Here is a 16,340-nt window from a genome sequence, read left to right as displayed (position 1 = left end):
ACGGGACGGGGAGGGCGGGGCAGGCGTGCCTGTGCGAAAACCGAGAGATAGCGTGCCGCCGTCTTCTCCCAGGTCATCGAGCGGCTGCCGGCATAGGCGCGCTCGCGCATCGACCGCAGCCGTGGCGCATCGCCGAGCAGCGCTGCGATCTGCGCGCCGGTCGCCGCCGCGTCGCCGAATGGTACCAGGATGCCGCGGCCGCCGGCCAGCAACTCGCTGGCATGCCAATAGGGCGTCGAAACCACGGCCTTTCCCAGGCCGAAGCTGTAGGCCAGCGTCCCCGAGGTCATCTGCGCCTCGTTCAGATAGGGGGTCACATAGACATCGCAGGCGGCGATGAAGGCCAGCAGCTTTGGCTGATCGACGAAACGGTCGAGGAACACGACATGGTCCTCGACAGCGAGTTCCTTGACGCGCGCGACCAGGCTCTCGCGATAGGCCTCGCCCTGCTCGCGCACGAGATTGGGATGGGTCGCGCCGAGCACGAGGTAGAGCACGTCGGGCCGCTTGGCGACGATGGCCGGCATGGCGTCGATCATCACCTCGATCCCCTTGTTGGGCGAGAGCAGACCGAAGGTCAGGATCACCGTACGCCCCTCGAAGCCGAACTGTATCTTGGCGTCGTCGGGCTCGACGAACGGAAAGGACGGGATGCCGTGCGCGATCACCTCGATCTTGTCGGATGGCACGCGATAGATATCGCGCAGCAATTCGCGCGCCTTTTCGGCCATGACGACGATTTTCGCCGAGGAATCCACGACCTGGCCGAAGACGCGCCTATGCGCTGGCGTCGGCTCTTCCACCACCGTGTGAAGGGTGGTCACGACGGGCATCGTCAGGCGCGACAGCATAGCCATGATATCGCCGCCGGCCTCGCCACCGAAGATGCCGAATTCGTGCTGCAGCGAGACGACGTCGAACGCGGCTCTGTTCAGGAACTCGGCGGCGCGCACATAGTCCTCGATGCGGTCGTCGCGCACCTGGAACAGCACCGTGGGCGGATAGTCGTAGACATGGCCGTGATCGGTCATCGCCACGATGCCGGTGTCCGCGACGCCACTGGATTTCGCGATCGCCTGATGCAGGTCGGTCGTGAACGTCGCGATGCCGCAGCGGCGGGGCAAGGAATTGCCGACGAAGGCGATCTTTTGCGGGCGAGTCATCGAATGTCACCAAGCGCGCGGTTCATGGCGAGGGGCTGGGGCTGTGTAGGCGACGACCGTGCCTGCCAGGCGTGCGGTTGCGCCGCCGGCTGCGTTTCGATTTCTGTGAGCAGCATGGAACAGGCGGCGCCGCCGACATACGCGACGAGGGCCTGAAGACCCGACGCGCCGGCCTGAAGGGGCGCATGCTGCGCCTTCAGATAGATCGCCTCGCCCATCGCGAGATCGAGGTCGGCGACGCGCGCGTCTCCGCCGATTCCCAAAAGCCAGGTCTCTTGCGCGGCGAACAACTGCCAGCCCGAATGGGCGGCCAAGTCCAGATGCTCGATCACGAAATGCGGATTGGCTAGGAACAACGTCCGGTTCCGAGACAGCCGCAGCGAGCACGACTGTGCCGGGGTGACCTCCGCCTTGGCGACGGCGAGCGCGCTTTCGATCTGCAGCTCGCGGCCGCGGCCATAGTCGAACAGCCGGAAGGTGGTGTCGCTGCGCTGCTGGATCTCGGCCAGAACGAGACCGGCACCGATCGCGTGGATCGTCCCGGCGGGCACGAAGACGAATTCGCCGACTTGGACCGGCCGCCACGCGATCAGCGCGTCGATCGAGCCGTCAATAAGGCTGGCCCGAAGCTCTGCATCGGTGATCTCGCGCTTGAGCCCCACCGCCACTTCGGCGCCAGGCTCCGCCGCGAGCACATACCAGGCTTCACTCTTGCCGTGTGGCAGTCCCATTGACCGGGCAAAGGCATCGTCGGGATGGACTTGGATCGAGAGGCGCTGGGTCGTGTAAAGCAGTTTCACCAGCAGGTCGGGCTCCGCGCCGACGAGGTCGGAGCGCTGAAACCATGTCTCGCCGATCATCGCATGGTCGGCGGAATGCCCGCCCCAGCATCCACGATTGGTGCTGCCCCAGGGCTTCGCGACATCCAGCCGAACGGCCTTTTCGATCGTCATGCGAAATCTCCTGATGCAGCTCACCGGCGCAGCTGCGCCTCGCAAGCCAAGCTCGGGAGCCTAACGGCTGCCGGAGCGCGCCGGCAGGGTCGGGAAGTACTCAAATGGCCCGGGGGCTCATCGCCAAAGTGCTGTCACCGCAGCCGCGATCGACGAAAGCGTAAGCGCCCGGCGAGGGAAATCCCCGTTATCGCGCCGGCCGACGGTCGGCTGGTTCAGGCTGCGTAGTTTCCGCTGCTGGTTCCGTTGCGGAGCCGGCCTATGGTCGATCCCCGTCGACCCTGGGGCAGGCAGCGTCCAGATCGAAAGGCAAAGCCAATGCAGATGCCTTCATCACGGTATTGCCTGGCCGCGCCGGAGCGCGTCGCGGACCGGCAAGGCGGCGCGAGTTGCGTCGCCAGGCTACCGGCCTCGGTACTAGGCAGCTTCTGAGGTGAAGACGCTTGCCATCTTCGATCTCGACGGCACGCTCGCGGAGAGCAAGTCTCCGATCGACGCCGAAATGGCAACGCTGCTGAGCTTGCTGCTCGCCATCGTTCCCGTCGCCATCATCTCGGGTGGGGATTGGCCGCAGTTCCAGACGCAGGTCATTGCCCGGCTGGCGGCGACGGCCGACATCGCCCGCCTCTCGCTGCTGCCCGCATGCGGCACGAAATTTTACCGCTATGTCAACACGCGTTGGGAGAGGCTGTACTCCGACGATCTGGCTGATGAAGACAAGCGCATGATCGTCGAAGCCATCATGCGTGCAGTCGCTGCCTCGAAGATTGCACCCGCCCGGATCTGGGGCGCTCAGATCGAGGACCGGGGCAGCCAGATCACCTTTTCGGCCATCGGCCAGCAGGCGCCGCTGGACGAAAAGGCGAAATGGGACCCCGATTTTTCCAAGCGCAAACGCATCAAGACCCTGCTCGACCAGTCGCTTCCCGATTTCTCCATCCGGCTGGGCGGCACCACCTCGATCGATGTCACGAGGCCCGGCATCGACAAGGCTTACGGGATCGGAAAGCTGCGCGAGGTCCTCGGTGTAAGTCTGGACGGGATGATCTTCGCCGGCGACGCGCTGTTTCCGGGAGGAAACGACGAGCCGGTGAAGAATGCGGGCGTCGATGCGATCCAGGTCCGAGATCCGCAAGAGGCAAAGCGTGTGATCGAGACGATGATAGCCTGTCTTGCTTCGGCGCCTTGACCAGGGAAAGCCTTACATCAGCGCGGAGCCCTCTTGTGAATCCAGCCGTCAGGCCGAGGACTTCGATGGGCAGGCAGGAAGAGTTCCAGTTTCCGTATACGTAATGTCTGCACCAGAATCATGAGCTTCGCGTCGGTCATTAGAGCGCGGTCCGCCAGCCCCCATCCGCTCGACGGTCAGATAGCCCGAATAGACGACTTCTCGGCCGAGGATGAGCGGCTTCATTGATAGGCCTCCGTTTCGCTTCGGTGCATCCGGAGGACCTGTTTCTCGACGAGCCGATACTTCGTCGACGAAACGGCGAGGCCCGTCGCCCAGTCGACAAGGTCGTTCCAGGGATCCACGATCTTCCCCAAAGCGGAGACGAACGTCACGACGGTGGCGATGTCGGCTTGCCCCCGCAGCACGAGCCAGCCGCCGAAGCCAAGGATCGCGCCGATGCCGAGGCTGTAGGTGAAGTTCATCAAGAAGTTCATCGTCGTCTTTAGCTTCAGCACGCCGACGTTCAGGCTGAAGACCAGATCAAATTTCCGATGCTCGTCGCGGCTGCTCGAAGCCGAATGGACCACGAGGATGTCGTGGCCGACGCTCCTGAGCAGAGTGATCCGATGGGTGACGCGACGATTGATCGCGCGCTGCATCAGGGGAACGAAAATCAGCTGCGGCGTCAGAACGGCAAACCCGATCAGCGCCATCCAAGGTTGGAGATAAGCCAGATAGGCGAAAACCGTGACCAGAAAGCCGCCTTCCAAGATGGGAACGCTGATGCTCGTGCCCACGAAGCCGCCGATGTCGTCGCACTCTGCCAGGATCATCGAGATGCTGACCGCATCTGTCGTTCCCTGACGTCTCTCGTGGTCGATGTCGTCCAGCCGCCGATCGATCACCAGCCGCAGAGCGCGAACCGCGCTCTCAGCGATCCACCCGCGATAGACATTGGTGAGGAGCTTGATCAGTCCGAAGGCAAGCACAACGGCGAGGTAGCCGATCGTAAGCAGCAAGATCGGACGAAACGCACCGCCCTTGACGGCGGCATCGACGATCCGCCGCTGGATTTCGAGGGGCGCGGCATTCAAGGTGAAGACCACCACCGAGAGCAGTGACAGCCAGAGCTGGTGCCAGCCGCTGGTCGCGAAGACGAAGCCCATGAGCGTTGCGGGCAGTATCGCAACCCGTTCGAATAGGCGCGAGGCGGCTGAGGGCTGGCCAAACATCGAAGCCTCGTTCTGGGCAGGGATGGGAGCGGCTCGCTAGCGCCGCTCCGTCGATCGCATGGCGAGCCGCTCGCGATCGGCCCGCGCGAATCTCAGGCCGGCGACAGCGGTTCAGCTACGGCGCGCGACCCGGGGATATTTTCTGCCTCCGCGGCCTCCTGTCCCGAGATCCGGCCGTCGATGACGTCGAGAATCCGGTCGCAGCGCATGGCGAGATCGAGATTGTGCGTGACGATCAGGAAGGTCGTCGAATGCTCCGTATTGATGCGTCGCATCAGGTCGAAGACACCATCGGCCGAAACGCTGTCGAGATTGCCGGTGGGCTCGTCCGCGAGTACCAGCGAGGGGTTCATCGCCAGCGCACGCGCGATCGCGACGCGCTGCTGCTGGCCGCCAGACATGTTGGTGGCTCGGTTGTCGCGCCAGCGCGTCAGCTCGACATCGGCGAGCAAGCCATAGGCGACGTCCTGCATCGCATCTGTTCGACGGCCATGATCGACCATCATAGGCATCATCACGTTCTCGGCCGCCGTGAAGGCCGAGATCAGGTAGTGATATTGGAAGACGAAGCCGATGGTGTGTCCGCGCAATGCGGTCATCTCGGAATCGCTCATGCCCGCGGTGTTCTGGCCGTTGATCGAGACGGTGCCGGAGGTCGGCCGGTCGAGCAGACCGATGATGTTCAGCAGCGTGCTCTTGCCCGAGCCGGACGGCCCCATCAGCGCCACGAACTCTCCGGCCGCGAGCTTGAGATCGATGCCATGCAGCACCTCCGTCTCGACCGGAGTGCCTGCATTGTAGAATTTGCGAATCTGTTCGAGCTTGAGCACGTCAGCCACGGATCGCCTCCACGGGATCGAGGCGCGCCGCCCTGAGCGCCGGCGCCATGCCGGCGGCCACGCCGGTCAACGTCGCGACGGCAGCGGCGACGACGAACAGGCTCGGCTCCAGCATCAGTGGGAAGAGCTCCGTGCCGTCGGCCTGCCGCGCGGCGCCGTGCCAGAGAAACAGCGCTCCGGCGCCGAGGCTGGAGCCGATGATGGCCCCGATGAAGCCGAGCACGCCGCCCTGGATCAGGAAGACGCCCAGGATTTGCCCGCGCCTCGTGCCCATGGCCCGCAGGATGCCGATATCCTTCGAGCGCTGGATCACGGAGACGATCAGCACCGCCGCGATGCCGAATGCGACCGAAAGCCCCACGAAGGACCGGATCAGCGTGTTGGACGACTGCTGTGCCCTGACTGCGGTGAAGAACTGTGCGTTGGTCTTGATCCAGCTATCCGCCTGGACGGGAAGCGTGGCCGAGATGTCCTGCGCGATCGTCTCGGCCGCGTATATGTCGGTGACCGTGATGTCGAGGGTCGTGATGCCGCCAATCAGGCCGAGCAGGCTTTGGGCTGTCCTGAGGGCGACGAAAGTGCTGCGTTCGTTGGCGCCCTTGTTGCCGAGGTCGAAGACGCCGGTGATGGTGAGCACCTGCGTGGCGCCGCTCGCCGTGCTGAGATTGAGTTTGTCTCCGACCGCTGCGCCAAGATCCTTGGCGAGCTCGGTCCCGATCAGAATGTCGTCGCTTTCAAGCTTCGCTGCGCCGGCGACGATGTAGTCGGGAACCCGCACGATCTGGAAATAGAGCTCCGGCTCCATGCCGGTCAGCGTTATGCTGCGCGCCGCGTCACCGCGGATCGCCAGGGCGGACCCCGTCGCCGTCGGCGACACCGTGATCACGTCGGGCCGCGCCTTCATGGCGGATCGAATCGTCTGCCATTGGTCGATCGATAGGATGCGCTGCGAGGGGCGCTGGACGATCGCGCCCTCGATAAGACCGGAACTGCTCCGAAGCGGGCGGGCGACCTCGTCGGGCGGGATGATCTGGATATGGGCCTGCGAGGTCAGCACGCGCTTGATGAAGTTCGCCTGGAGGCCAGACAGCATCGCCGACATGAACACGATCACGCCTACGCCCATCGCGATGCCCGTGAGGATGAAGACGGTCTGCATGATCCCCTCGGTGAGGAAGCGCAGGCCGATCGTCCATTCGATCGGCGCCCAGTTCTTCATAATGCGACCGGTCGTAGGCGCTGGCCGGCGCGGACGCCGGCGGCAACCGGGATCAATCTGTCGCCAGGCGTCAGGCCATCCAGGATTTCGATGTTGTCGGCGGCGCGCAGCCCGATATGGACCGCCTGCATCCGCGCACGCCCATCCTTGACGACGAGAACCCAGGGCGCGGCGCTCAGCGGATCGTGAACGGTGCGCGCCGGCACGACCATGACGGCGTTTCGGCGATTGACCTGGATATCGACCGAAACCGTCATGTCCTGACGGAGATAGGCCGGTGGCTGAGTGGTGGTCAGCTTGACCTCGACCGAGGCGCGGCTGATGTCGACCGACGGGTTGATGTAGGACAACGTCGCGGCAAAGCGCTGGTCGGCATAGGCGTCGGCCGAGGCGACGGCGCTCTGCCCCAGCTTGAGCAGGCCGATATTCTTCTCGTCGATCTGCAGGACGAGCTGAACCGCACCGGTCGGCGCCAGGACCAGCAGGGCCTTGCCGGGTGCGACGACCATGCCGCGCTCGACGCTTCGCGTGATCAGGATGCCGTCGCGCGGGGCTGTGATCGTGGCGTAGCCGAGCCGTGCTCTTGCCTCGTTCAGGGCGGCCTGAGCCTGATCGAGTTGGGTCTGCGCCATAACGAAATCGGCTCCCCCGGTGGTCGAGGTAAAGACCTGGAGCTCGGCGGTGCGGACCTGCGTCCTGGCGATATCGAGGTCCTTCGTCGCTGCATCGAGGACGGCGCGCGTGCCATAGCCGGACGTCGCGAGTTCCTCCGCGCGTTGGAATGCGGCTTCCGAGTTGGCGAGCGTCGCCTTGGCCTGCTTCAGGCTCTGGTCGGCGGCCGGCAGCGTGAGCTCCCGCATCTGGCGAAGCCTGGCGTCGGCTTGCGCCGACGTCGCCTGCGCCTGCACGACGGCAGCTTGCAACTCGCGCGTCTCCAGCGCCACGAGCGGTTGGCCAAGGGTGACCGACTGGCCTTCATCGACGAGCACGTCGGCGACGGACGCGGTGATCTGGCTGGCGATCTCGACCCGGAACGGCGTCTCGACATGGCCGCTGGCGACGACCGTCTTGACCAGATCGGTCCGCAACACGGGATAGACCGCAACCTCAGGGCCGAAGAACCAGCGCAGGCCACCGAGCACGAGAACGACCCCGGTGAATAGAGCAGCCGCGAACGGCCATTTGTGAGCCCACAGCCAGTGCGCACCGGCCATGGCTGCTGAAAGCTGCTTCACGGCTGTCGGGAGGGGCGCTACTGCAGAATCGTTCACGATGACCTCGCAGGGCCGGGCTTCCGGCGGGCTGGGCAGCGGGCTTGCCCCAAGGCGGGAGAGGCGCGATGTTCAGGCGCCGTCGCAATCCTGGCGACGACGCCGGCGCGGTCGGGGATCGTCAGGCGACCTGCTTCACGGGTGGTGTGGTCGCGGCCGCCGCATGGACATCGATCCGGCCCGGCTTGAACGTGTCCAGGATGGCCTTGGCCTTCTGGACCTCGTCGGCAGGCCCTCGCGCCAGAATCAGGAACGCGTCGGCCTTCAACGCGGTCTCGTAGGTCACCACGCTGTTCTTGGGGATGCCGGCTCCGTAGAGTGCGGCGCCGAGAGCGCTGACCCCGCCGACGACGACCGCGCCTTCGATGGCGGCGACTACCATCGTCGCGAGATATCCCAGCACAACGACGGGTCCGATCACCGGAATGGTGATGAAGACGCTGCCGGTGAGCCAGCCCCAGAGGCCGCCCCATAGGGCGCCGTTGGCTCCCCAGAACTTGATGCGATCGCCCATGTTGTAGAAGCCGATGACCTTCTCATCGGTGTGGTAGCCTTTGCCGACGATGCTGAGATCGCCCATCGTGATGCCGGCATCGGCCAGCTTCTTGACCGCCGCCTCCGCCGTCTTGTGGTCGGAGAAAACGGCGATGACGGACGTGTGCGAGGTCATGATGGTCTCCTGAAGATTGGGAAAGGGATTGGCGACACATCGCGCTTGGGCAGCCATCGGCCGCCAACGCGGCTCACGCGATGAGGAGGTTATCCTCGACCTGCGTCACGCCCGGTGCCGACCAGGCGGTTCGTGCAGCGAGGTCGCGCTCGTAAAAGCTGTCGACTACACCAGACAGCGTGACCTTGCCGCCATCTGTGACGACGGTGATATCCTCGGCGTCGATCATGGCATTGCGGGCAAAAGCCGTTTTGATCTTGGCGTGGACGTCCGAGGCCTGAATGGACGGATCGATCGTGATCATGTTGGTGACGCCGGTGACGCCGGGCAACTTCCTGACATCGGCTTCCGCCGCGGCGCGCTGATACTGCCAGAACAACTCGCCGCTCAGCGTCACCCAGCCATTTTCGATCTTCACGCGCACCTTGTCGTGCGGAATGGCGACGTCCCAGTCGAGGACGTTCAACGCCCGCTTGGCGATGTCGTCGTCGCCGTGGCCCGTGTAGTAGTGGGACCGGACCTCAAGTTCCTCCGCCACTGCCTTCACGCCTGCGAGCCGCTCGACGCTACGCTCGGCACCCCATTTCTCGGCGTAGGTCTCGACATGGCCGGACAAGGTCACGACGCCATCGCGCGCCGTGACGCCGATATGCGCGGCGTTCACGCTTGGCTCCCAAGCCAGCTCGTCCAGCACGGTCTGCTTCAAGGTCTTGTCTGTCATGGCCTGCTCCAGAGACTGCGCAGGAGTTCGTCTGCGTCGGCCGAACAGAGCGCTGAAATGCCCGGCGGGGTAGCATCGGAATCTACGCAAAGGGGAGCGTGAGTTGGTTCCTGCGATCGGGCGCAGGCTTGTCTCAGTAGACGGCGATCGTGTTTTCGACCCCGGTGACGCCCTGAACGGACCAGGTCGCGGCTTCGGCGAGCTCCCGCTCGTGCGGCGTATGGACGTACCCGCCCAACCTGATCTCGCCGCCGCAAACCTTGACCGTGATCCGGTCGAGCTGGTTCAGGCCGCCGCGCGTGAAAGCCTGCGTTACCGATGCCACGACGTCGTAGGGAAGCTTGCGCGGCTTCAGCGCGATCTGGTTGATCACGCCCGTCACGCCCGCGATCCTGCGCACGGCGAACTCGGCCTCTTTGCGCTGATAATGCCAACACAAATGCCCCGTCAGGGTGACGAGTCCATTCTCGACGGTGACCTTGATCAGTTCATCAGAGATCGAGACGTCGGACGCCAGGCAGAACAAGGCGCGCTCGGCAATCTTCTCGTCAGACGTCTGGTCGTCATCCCATAGCGCCACTTTGAGTTCCTCGGCGATTCCGCGCACGCCACGCACGCCGCGGGCGGCGCGGATCGCTGCTTCCTTTTCCCAGAGGCTAGGCACATGCCCCAGGAGCGTGACGACGCCATTATGGACCGTGATGCCGATCTCGGCCGCAGTGACGTCGGGCGCCCAGGCCAGCTCTTCCGTCACGTTCTTGCGGATTTCACCATCTGTCGGCATGTGCCGGTTCCTCGAGGAGCAAAAAAGACGTATCGGCATTGCGCCGCAGTGCTTTGCGATCGGACCCTCGGCCGTTGGGATGGCAGCCACAATCCTCGGCTTTCCCTCATACGGGCTTGAAACTTCGCCTCACGGGGGCGCTCGGCCGGCTGCTCCACCAGCCGTGGATGCCGCTAATCAGTGACGGAAACTACGCAGACGCGGCGGGCGCCCGGCGGTGGCGCGCCGGCGGATTCCGTCGCGCTAGCCCGGCGAGTGCGAACGGCTTGAGCAGTTCCGCTGTGATCAGATAGCCGACCGCGATCGCGCCAATCGCGGCCAACAGGGAAGCAGGCGGTGTCACGAATCCGAACCAGGCGCTCATCGGCGTGCAGGGCAGGGCCATCGCAACCAGCAATGCGGTGAGAGACGTCGCGGTCAGGATCGGCCGCGGCAGATCGGCCCAGGGGCGGCCATTGGTGCGGATGATGAAGATGACGAGGATCTGCGTCGCCATCGATTCCAGGAACCAGGTCGTGCGGAACTCGTCCGGAGACGCCTTGAAGATCCAGATCAGCGTGCCGAAGGTGATGAAATCGAATAGCGAGGACAGGAGCCCGAGCACGGCGGCGAAGCGCAGCAGGCCGTTCATATCCCAGACTTGTGGCTGCGCGGTCGCCTCGGGGCGCACGGTGTCGAAAGGAATACCGATCTCGGAGAGGTCGTAGAGCAGGTTATTGAGCAGGATCTGGGTCGGCAGCATAGGCAGGAAGGGCAGGGTGACCGACGCCACTGCCATCGAGATCATGTTGCCGAAGTTCGAGCTCGCGCCCATCCTTACATATTTGAGGATGTTGGCGAATGTCCGGCGTCCTTCATCCACGCCGTCGGCCACGACTGCCAGATCGGAATCGAGCAGGATCATGTCGGCCGCCGCCTGCGCTACGCCCGTCGCGCCATCGACCGACAACCCGATATCGGCGGCTTTCAGCGCCGGCGCGTCGTTGATGCCATCGCCGAGATAACCGACGACGGCGCCGCTGGCCTGGAGCGCCTTGATGATCCGGAATTTCTGGTCTGGCGCCAGCCTGCCATAAGCGTCGACCGATCGGACCTGCACCGCTAGCGCATCATGGCTCAGGCCTGCAATGTCGGCGCCGCTCAGGACCTTCTCACCGCGCAGACCGACGAGCCCCGCGAGACGTTTGACCACGATCGGATCGTCGCCCGAGAGGATCTTGACCGAGACGCCGGCCGCGGCGAGCCGTGCGATCGCGGCCGCTGCGGTTGCCTTCGGCGGATCGGCGAAGGCGCAAAGCCCCTCGAAAACCAGATCGCTTTCATCCTCCACCGAAACGTCACGCACCGCGCCTGTCCAGGGTCGCGAGGCGACGGCGATGCAGCGAAGGCCGTCTTGCGCCAGAGCCTGCACCTGAGCCGCCGCTGCGGCCTGGGCTGCCGTATCCATCGGGGCCGTGCCGGTCCCGATGCGTTTCAGCGTGCACCGATCCAGAATGGCTTCGGGCGCGCCCTTGGCGATGAGCACAACCTCGCTTTGGCTCGACGCCAGCACGGAGCCGATCCGCCGCGAGAAATCGAAGGCTCGGCGGCCCGCCAGCGACCAGTCCTTGCCGGCGGCTGGGCTTCCCGCGATCAGTGCTGCATCCATCGCGCCGCGGTCGCCGCCGAGGATGGCGGCCACGGCGGCGAGCGTCGCGGGGCGTACATCCTTGGCGCCGGTTGGATCGAGGCTTCTGGCGAGCGTGATCTCGGCGGAGGTGAGCGTGCCGGTCTTGTCGGTGCAAAGCACCGTCATGGCGCCGAGATCGTGGATGGCGGCGAGCCGCTTCACGATCACCTTGCGGCGCGCCATCCGGATCGCGCCGCGAGACAGGGTCACCGTCGTGATCATCGGCAGGAGTTCGGGCGTCAGGCCGACGGCGAGAGCCACGGCAAAGAGCAGGGAATCGAGGACATCCCGCCCAAGCGAGACGCGGGCCGCCAGGACGACGACGACGAGGCCCATGGTCGCTCGGGCGACCACGAGCCCGAACTGGTGCAGGTCGCGCTGGAAGGGTGACGGGTCGGCATTCTCTGCGAGAGCCGCCGCGGCCGAACCGAAGAGGGTCGAGCGCCCCGTGCCTACCGCAAGAGCTGTCGCCTCGCCGGTCTGCGCCACCGCGCCCCGGAACAGCGCGTTGGCGGCTTGAGAGGCGCTTTTGGCTGTGCTGACCCCGGCGCGTTTCTCTACGGGGTAGGGCTCGCCGGTCAGCGCAGCCTCGCCAGCCGTGAAGGCGCTGCTCTCGAGGATCAGCGCGTCGGCGGGGATGATGTCGCCTGCCCGGATGCGCAGCAGGTCGCCGGGTACCACCTCGTTGACGTCGATCTGCACGAAGGCGCCATCGCGCTTGACCTCAGCCTTGAGCGCGACCGAGCGGCTCAGCTCTGCTGCGGCCGTCATCGCCTGTCCTTCCTGCACAGTGTCGAGACCGATCGAGAGGGCGAGGATCGCGACGATGATTGAGCCGCCGACGGTGTCGCCCGTCCCGACTGAAACGATCCCAGCCGCGAGCAGGATCAGGGAGAGCGGCTCCAGCATGCGTCGAAGAACAGCGCGCAGGCGACTGTCGGCCTTGGGCGCCGCGTCGCTGTTGGGCCCGTAGCGATCGAGGCGCCGGGCCGCTTCCTGGGACGACAATCCGCCCGTTGGACACGCGAGCGCCGTGCCGATCTGCTCGGGCGACAACGTCCAGAATGTCCGAAGGCTGTCCTGCGGGGTTGAAGGCTCCTGCGCTGCAGCTTTTGGCATGGGCCTCTCCGATCAGGCTGTGGCGTGGGGAACGAGGTGTCCCTGCCCCAGGAGCGCATGTGCTTCATCGGCGATGACCTGCTCCTCGTCGGTCGCGACGACGAGGATGGCGATCTTGCCCGCCTTGCTATCGATCCGGGGCAGGTTCGCCGCATTGGCGGCGGGATCGACCATCGCGCCGAGCCAGCCGAGCCGACGGCAGATGGCATCGCGGATCGTCGGTTGGTGCTCGCCGATGCCGGCCGTGAAAACGAGGCCGTCGAGGCCACCAAGCGTATTGGCGAGGGCTGCGACCTCGCGCGAGACCCTGAACGCAAAGAGGTCGAGCGCATCCTTCGCTCTCGGGTCGTCGCTGGCGCAGAGCATGCGCGTGTCGCCGCTGATCTCGGACATGCCGAACAGTCCCGAGCGGTGGTAGAGCATGTCCTCGACGCGCGCGATCGACCAGCCGCGCTGCTTGACGAGATGGATCACGACGCCGGGATCGAGCGTGCCGCAGCGCGTCGCCATCGGGACGCCGTCGAGCGTCGAAAAGCTCATCGTGGTATCTCGGCTGACGCCGGCCTCCAGCGCGCACATGCTGGCGCCGGCGCCGAGATGGGCGACCACGACCCGCCCTTTGGCGACGTCCGGGTAAAGCCGCGACAGCTCGCCTGCGACGAAAGCGTAGGACAGCCCATGGAAACCGAAATGCTTGATGCCCTGGTCGAACAGGGCGCGCGGCAGGGCGAAGCGTCGGACGAGGTCGCTCTGGCTGCGATGGAAGGCCGTGTCGAAAGACGCGGTCTGCCGGATCTGCGGGCGCAGATGCGCGATGGCCTTGATCAGCCGGATGCTCTGCGGCTGGTGCAGCGGATCGAGCGGGACCAGCGCCTCGATCGCGGCCAGCGTCTCCGGGGTGATCAGCGTCGGGCCCGTGAACCGATCCCCGCCATGGACGACGCGATGACCGGCCACCGCGATCTCAGCCAGTGCGAAACGGCGTGTCAGCAGGCCGAGCATCTCGTCGATGACCGCGTGCAGGTCGCCGCCCGGACTAGCGGATAGCGGGGTCGCGGTCGCCTTGCCGTTCTCGACCAGGTGCAGCACCAGCGGCTCATCCGAGAGGTCGATCTCTCCATGCCCCAGCCTGATCGGCCGGTCGCCGTCCAGCGCGAAAACGCCGAGCTTGATGCTCGACGACCCGGGATTGAAGGTCAGCGCGATCGGCAGGCTCACGACGCGCCCTCGATTGACTTGCGACAGGCATCGCTGAGCGCCGATTGCGCCGGGGGCGGGGCCGCTTCCGGCCCGGAGTAGGAGAGCTCGTCAGGCAAGCGCATCGATGCTCGTTCCGGCTTTCCGGCGGCCAGCGCAGGCGATGGAGGCCCGCAGAATAGCGTGCCTGCGCCGAGTGGCTGTGATCCAGGGCAGAAGCGAAGCTAGCTCCGTACGAAGTCGCGCCGTCAGGGGTGGATTCTACCTAATCGCGCTCGAAACTCTGACGCCTTGCGCCGTGCGCCAGACGAACGACGCGGCTCGACGTTGTTGATCCGATGCGTGTTTTCCGAGCCTCTCCAGAAGACTCCGTTCCAACTAGGTTCTGCCGCCAGACGTCCCCGACGCTCCACGGCGGAGGCGAAAATCATGGACCAAACGAGTCCGAAACAGCCGAAGCCGGCTGTCTCGCCCGACGAGGTCCGTGCTGCACTAAAGGAGGCGGCAGCGCTGAAACCCGCCCATCGGAGCCAAGCGCGAACTAGGTTCGCGCGTCGATAAGGTGGTACGTGACAGCGATCTCGCTGCCTTCCGCCGTTCTCGTCGCGATGATAGGCCTCGAACGACACGATCTGCGCTTCGACGAACTCGCTAGAGCGGCGCTATGGCATCCCTAATCGCAACAGCTCCACTTTCGCAAATTCGGGCGGTTATACCACCATAACCTCGAACTGCATTATATTGATCTGAGCCCTTCCTAAATTCGCTTTATCCATGCGCACCGCGCGGAACCAGACCGATGTTACTTCGAGGAGAATATGGCTATGAGGACTTCATGAGTAACGATCGAACGCGCCGCCCGACGAGTGCGCGGGACAAGGCGGAAGCCCTTTTCGCGGCGCCGAAGGTGGCGCCACCCGCGCCAATCGAGAAGCGTACCGTTCTGCCAGGCGCCAAGGAGATGGTCACTCTTCGGATCGACAGCGAGGTGCTGGCGCACTTTCAGGATGGCGGCCCCGGCTGGCAGGACCGGATCAACGACACCCTCAGAAAGGCGATGCCAGCAGCCCTCCATGAGGGGCTGAGGCCGGAGGAGGTCAACTCGTCAAACGGCGGCTGATAATCAGCGCGCGAGCCCCGCTTTGATGACCGGGGGCAGTTTGCTGTCCGCCTGGGGCTGCGGATGGTGAAAGGGCTTTCAAACGCCCACGCTGCCGCGATCATCCCGGCCCGAGCCCGTCTGCCGTTCAAGTCGATCTAGGACCTTTGGCGACGGGCGCGCGTACCGGTCGCGGCGCTGGCGCAAATCGCCGAGCCCAAGAGAAGATGAGAGCAGAATGTGCCAAGGAATGGGGACGTAGGAGCGCGATCGGCCGATTGCGCGAGGTGCTGTTTCCGGATTGGATCCTCAGCGAGCCTTAAACCAAGTAGATCCAGGCCATCGCTGCCGCTCGGCTCGTCATCCGATGCACGCCCAGAGAGTATCATAGTGTCTGTCGCGCATGACCCTTCGGCCAGCGGGCGCGTCTAGCGGATCATGCTATCCCGAATAAGCTTGATCCAGTCGCCCACATTACCGGCATGAACACGGTCGAGAAGAGCCTCGAGGCGCCCCTCGTATATCAGGCGAAAGCCGTGAGCTCGTGCCTTGGCGGCATCCATATGAAGATCGTAAAGCCCCGCATTCGGGTCATCGTAGCCCAAGAGGTCGAGCACGGCGGTCCGCTCGATGACCTGAATTGCCTGCCGAAGCTGCAAGCCGTGGAGCGCTGGCGGAATCAAGGAAACATCACCAACGCCGAGCTGCGCAAGAAACCAGCGGTCGAGTTCGACAACATAGATGTCGGCTTCTTCAACCGCTACCGCAGCGACGTCACCGTGGTCGCATGCGAAGCATCGCGCGAGCAGGCCGTCCTTCCAGCTGAGAGGTCGTCCGCAGCTGCAATGCGAGGCTAGCCGTCGCAGATGCCGGGGGCAGGTGGCGATGAAGGCGAGATCCCACCACAAGCGATGATGATGAGACTCGTTGAGGCAGTCAGGGCACGACCTTCGCGGCGACTTCAAAAGATCGTCTCTGGAGTCAAGGACGTGCTCGCGCACGCGGATCGCTCGGCCTGAGCCGCCCCGGAAAGCGCTTCGTTCGAGGTCAGCCATCGGGCATTTGGAGATCTCGGCGAGCGCATGTAGATCACGGCCGTTCCAAACCCTCTCGCAGCGCACTCCGGTCAGGGTTCGCATTATGGCGCTCCTGGCGAGACCATTGGTGTCGCACAGACGAAGGTATAAGCCATGCGCCGGCTCCTCGGAGCGCAGCACTGGTGTCCAGCGCGGT

Annotated in this window: 13 protein-coding genes and 2 pseudogenes; 3 read left to right on the top strand and 12 right to left on the bottom strand. The window is 64.9% G+C overall.

What is annotated here, in order from left to right; translation table 11 throughout:
- Positions 1–23 precede the first annotated feature (23 nt).
- A pseudogene (locus JHD80_RS00270) lies at positions 24–1,163 on the bottom strand (glycosyltransferase family 4 protein); the annotation flags it as partial.
- Positions 1,160–2,116 (bottom strand): class I mannose-6-phosphate isomerase, encoded by a 957-nt coding sequence (locus JHD80_RS00265; RefSeq protein ID WP_199084367.1) that lies wholly within the window; start codon positions 2,114–2,116, stop codon positions 1,160–1,162. The pseudogene JHD80_RS00270 and the gene JHD80_RS00265, both read right to left, overlap by 4 nt.
- A gap of 433 nt (positions 2,117–2,549) precedes the next feature.
- Between JHD80_RS00265 and JHD80_RS00260 the strand changes: the two genes are divergently transcribed.
- Complete coding sequence (locus tag JHD80_RS00260; RefSeq protein ID WP_199084366.1) at positions 2,550–3,305, top strand: HAD-IIB family hydrolase; 756 nt, start codon at positions 2,550–2,552, stop codon at positions 3,303–3,305.
- Between the two features lie 221 nt (positions 3,306–3,526).
- Here JHD80_RS00260 and JHD80_RS00255 read toward each other — a convergent pair whose 3' ends face one another.
- The 9 genes from JHD80_RS00255 to JHD80_RS00215 all read right to left on the bottom strand — a co-directional run bounded on the left by JHD80_RS00255 (position 3,527) and on the right by JHD80_RS00215 (position 14,029).
- Positions 3,527–4,519: an ABC transporter transmembrane domain-containing protein gene (locus JHD80_RS00255; protein ID WP_199084365.1), complete on the bottom strand. Its 993-nt coding sequence runs from the start codon at positions 4,517–4,519 to the stop codon at positions 3,527–3,529.
- A gap of 92 nt (positions 4,520–4,611) precedes the next feature.
- Complete coding sequence (locus JHD80_RS00250; protein WP_199084364.1) at positions 4,612–5,358, bottom strand: ATP-binding cassette domain-containing protein; 747 nt, start codon at positions 5,356–5,358, stop codon at positions 4,612–4,614.
- Positions 5,351–6,577, bottom strand: a complete 1,227-nt coding sequence (locus JHD80_RS00245; RefSeq protein WP_199084363.1) for an ABC transporter permease — start codon at positions 6,575–6,577, stop codon at positions 5,351–5,353. The genes JHD80_RS00250 and JHD80_RS00245 overlap by 8 nt, the downstream gene beginning before the upstream one ends.
- Complete coding sequence (locus JHD80_RS00240; protein WP_199084441.1) at positions 6,574–7,791, bottom strand: efflux RND transporter periplasmic adaptor subunit; 1,218 nt, start codon at positions 7,789–7,791, stop codon at positions 6,574–6,576. The genes JHD80_RS00245 and JHD80_RS00240 overlap by 4 nt, the downstream gene beginning before the upstream one ends.
- A gap of 178 nt (positions 7,792–7,969) precedes the next feature.
- Positions 7,970–8,518, bottom strand: a complete 549-nt coding sequence (locus JHD80_RS00235) for a hypothetical protein (protein WP_199084362.1) — start codon at positions 8,516–8,518, stop codon at positions 7,970–7,972.
- 73 nt (positions 8,519–8,591) lie between these two features.
- On the bottom strand, positions 8,592–9,239 hold the full coding sequence (locus JHD80_RS00230; RefSeq protein ID WP_199084361.1) for a BON domain-containing protein: 648 nt from the start codon (positions 9,237–9,239) through the stop codon (positions 8,592–8,594).
- A gap of 133 nt (positions 9,240–9,372) precedes the next feature.
- The gene (locus JHD80_RS00225) at positions 9,373–10,113 is read right to left on the bottom strand and encodes a BON domain-containing protein (RefSeq protein WP_199084360.1); all 741 of its coding nucleotides are present in this window, start codon (positions 10,111–10,113) and stop codon (positions 9,373–9,375) included.
- Positions 10,114–10,213: 100 nt separating this feature from the next.
- Positions 10,214–12,811, bottom strand: coding sequence for a magnesium-translocating P-type ATPase (mgtA, locus tag JHD80_RS00220; RefSeq protein WP_199084359.1), 2,598 nt, complete (start codon positions 12,809–12,811; stop codon positions 10,214–10,216).
- A gap of 12 nt (positions 12,812–12,823) precedes the next feature.
- The gene (locus tag JHD80_RS00215; RefSeq protein WP_199084358.1) at positions 12,824–14,029 is read right to left on the bottom strand and encodes an acetate/propionate family kinase; all 1,206 of its coding nucleotides are present in this window, start codon (positions 14,027–14,029) and stop codon (positions 12,824–12,826) included.
- Positions 14,030–14,843: 814 nt separating this feature from the next.
- Between JHD80_RS00215 and JHD80_RS00210 the strand changes: the two genes are divergently transcribed.
- Together JHD80_RS00210 and JHD80_RS00205 are read left to right on the top strand one after the other, a co-directional pair.
- Positions 14,844–15,128 (top strand): BrnA antitoxin family protein, encoded by a 285-nt coding sequence (locus tag JHD80_RS00210; RefSeq protein WP_199084357.1) that lies wholly within the window; start codon positions 14,844–14,846, stop codon positions 15,126–15,128.
- Positions 15,129–15,155: 27 nt separating this feature from the next.
- Positions 15,156–15,266: pseudogene (locus JHD80_RS00205) on the top strand (helix-hairpin-helix domain-containing protein); the annotation flags it as partial.
- 269 nt (positions 15,267–15,535) lie between these two features.
- On the opposite strand, the gene JHD80_RS00200 reads toward JHD80_RS00205, so the two are convergent.
- Complete coding sequence (locus tag JHD80_RS00200) at positions 15,536–16,324, bottom strand: TniQ family protein (protein ID WP_349237184.1); 789 nt, start codon at positions 16,322–16,324, stop codon at positions 15,536–15,538.
- Positions 16,325–16,340: the final 16 nt, after the last annotated feature.

The organism is Allobosea sp. ASV33, assembly GCF_016428755.1.
GTDB lineage: Bacteria > Pseudomonadota > Alphaproteobacteria > Rhizobiales > Beijerinckiaceae > Allobosea.
This window is presented reverse-complemented; position numbering and strand designations above follow the sequence as displayed.

Excerpts from the sequence above, each read along its gene's own strand:
- JHD80_RS00265 (WP_199084367.1), bottom strand. The coding sequence starts at position 2,116 with ATGACGATCGAAAAGGCCGTTCGGCTGGATGTCGCGAAGCCCTGGGGC.
- JHD80_RS00255 (WP_199084365.1), bottom strand. The coding sequence starts at position 4,519 with ATGTTTGGCCAGCCCTCAGCCGCCTCGCGCCTATTCGAACGGGTTGCG.
- JHD80_RS00245 (WP_199084363.1), bottom strand. The coding sequence starts at position 6,577 with ATGAAGAACTGGGCGCCGATCGAATGGACGATCGGCCTGCGCTTCCTC.
- JHD80_RS00240 (WP_199084441.1), bottom strand. The coding sequence starts at position 7,791 with ATGGCCGGTGCGCACTGGCTGTGGGCTCACAAATGGCCGTTCGCGGCT.
- JHD80_RS00235 (WP_199084362.1), bottom strand. The coding sequence starts at position 8,518 with ATGACCTCGCACACGTCCGTCATCGCCGTTTTCTCCGACCACAAGACG.
- JHD80_RS00230 (WP_199084361.1), bottom strand. The coding sequence starts at position 9,239 with ATGACAGACAAGACCTTGAAGCAGACCGTGCTGGACGAGCTGGCTTGG.
- mgtA (WP_199084359.1), bottom strand. The coding sequence starts at position 12,811 with ATGCCAAAAGCTGCAGCGCAGGAGCCTTCAACCCCGCAGGACAGCCTT.
- JHD80_RS00210 (WP_199084357.1), top strand. The coding sequence starts at position 14,844 with ATGAGTAACGATCGAACGCGCCGCCCGACGAGTGCGCGGGACAAGGCG.